The organism is Pseudoalteromonas sp., assembly GCF_036960685.1.
In the GTDB taxonomy this organism is placed as follows: Bacteria; Pseudomonadota; Gammaproteobacteria; order Enterobacterales; family Alteromonadaceae; genus Pseudoalteromonas.
Window position 1 is genome coordinate 1 of sequence record NZ_JBALXK010000057.1, and the last position, 2,293, is coordinate 2,293.

1 protein-coding gene is annotated in these 2,293 nt (G+C 42.7%); it reads left to right on the forward strand.

The genetic code is table 11. The features are described 5' to 3' along the window. Positions 1 to 229 precede the first annotated feature (229 nt). The coding region (locus V7783_RS20975; RefSeq protein ID WP_335680380.1) for a family 20 glycosylhydrolase at positions 230 to 2,293 on the forward strand (2,064 nt) is incomplete at its 3' end.

Below are 2,293 nucleotides of genomic sequence, written 5' to 3' on the forward strand. Positions count from 1 at the left end.
ACCGCTTACCGCTTACCGCTTACCGCTTACCGCTTACCGCTTACCGCTTACCGCTTACCGCTTACCGCTTACCGCTTACCGCTTACCGCTTACCGCTTACCGCTTATTTTTTAAATAATGATAGCGCTGTCATTTTATCTTTTATATGATGGAGGTGAATAAATAACAATAAATAAGGATTGCGCGGGGGGAAATGCGTAGTCTTAGGGTATACAACGAGGAGAGAGTAATGGATTTTAAAAAGCGAACTTTAGCTAGTTTGATCGCGATGATGCCGTTATTGGCACAAGCGCAGTTTTCGCAAACTGAAGTGAATAACTTTGCCAAAGAAACCACCCTGACATTTGCCGTAGTTGATAACTTTCATAATAAAGACGCCGGTTTTTTAGGAAAAATTACACTGAGCAATCAATCAGATGTTGCACTTCCTGCCGGTGAAAGCGATTGGCAGTTGTATATTCATTCAGTGCGTAAAATTAGCACTGAGCTAGTTGCAGGTTTAAATATTGAACACGTAAATGGTGATTTACACCGCATTACCCCAACAAAAAACTTTAAAGGGCTCGCAGCAGGTAAAAAGCTAGAGCTTGAGTTTGATGCCCAAGCATTTATTGTTGCTTACACTGATTTTATGCCACGTGCATTCTTTGTTTCAGGTGATAATAAACCAGCTATTTTTGCCAACACCGATAGCGAAGATATGAGTCAGTTTGTAGCGCCATTTGAGCGCGAAAACCAGTTGCGCCGCTATAATCAACCACAAGATCGTACCGTGTTGATCACCCCTGAGATTCGTTTTGAACGTAATCAAGCCGCTACCAGCAAAGTTTCAAAAGAAGATGCACTTAAGCGGATCATCCCACAACCACAAAAAGTTGAGTTTAATCGTGGAACTGCAAAACTTGATAATAGCTGGCAGATCAGTTTTCAGGGTCAGTTAAAAAATGAAGTCATGGTCTTTATGCAAGACTTACAAGATGACTATGGGCTAACATTAAAAGCACAGCCAGATCATATTAAAGCCAACAAAGAAAAGCTGATCAGCTTAAAAGTAAACCCGCAATTAGCCGCAGGGAAGTCTGAGAGTTACACCTTAGAGATTGATGACGAACGGATTGAAATTGTAGGTAGCGATAACGCAGGTGTATTCTACGCGATGCAAAGTTTGCTTAATTTACTACCGGCAAATAGCCAAGGCGCAGTCGAAATCCCGCAACTAGAGCTTGAAGATAGCCCGCGTTATGGTTGGCGTGGAATGCACTACGATAACGGCCGTAACTATCACGGAAAAGACGCCATGTTCAAACTTGTTGAACAAATGGCGCGTTATAAAATGAATAAACTGCACTGGCACTTTTCGGAAGATGAAGGCTGGCGTTTGGAAATTCCTGGATTACCTGAACTGACAGATATTGGCGGCTACCGCTGCTTTGATCTTGAAGAAAAAGAGTGTCTATTAACACAACTAGGTACTGGTCCATTCAAGTCTGGCTCGGGTAATGGTTATTTAAGCCGAGCAGAGTTTGTTGAGCTATTAACGTTTGCAAAAGACCGTCATGTGCAAATCATTCCTGAAATCGAAGGCCCTGGCCACGCACGTGCTTCAATCAAAGCGATGGAAGCGCGCTATCATAAACTTGCAGATGCCGCGCAGCAAAGCGCTAAAAACAACTTAGTTAATAAAAACAATACAGGAAAAGAAATACAACATGTAGATCTAAGTGCTGCAACACAATATTTATTGAGCGACCCTAAAGACACGTCAGTGTATATGACAGTGCAAAACTATAAAGATAACTCAATGAACGTATGTATGGACTCAACGTATGCCTTTTTAGATAAGGTAACCTATGAGCTACAGCAAATGTATCGTGAGGCTGGTGTACAGTTAACTAATTTACATTTTGGTGGTGATGAAGTCGGCGCAGGTTCATGGGTTGATTCACCAATCTGCCAAGCAATGTTTGCTGACCCAAATAATGGTGTCGCCGGGGCGGCAGATTTAAAACCATATTTTACTCAGCGCGTTGCAAAGCTACTTGAAAAACGTGGTATTTCACCTGGCGCCTGGGAAGATGGTTTAATGTATGACCGTACCAACCCATTTAAGCGTGATGAATTTCCAAATAAAACCTTTACCGCAAACGTCTGGGATAATATTTGGGAGTGGGGTGTTGCAGACAGAGCCTATCGTTTAGCGAATGCGGGTTACCAAGTGATACTCTCGCACGGTACACACTTGTACTTTGACCACCCATACGAAGCTCACCCAGAAGAGCGAGGCTATTATTGG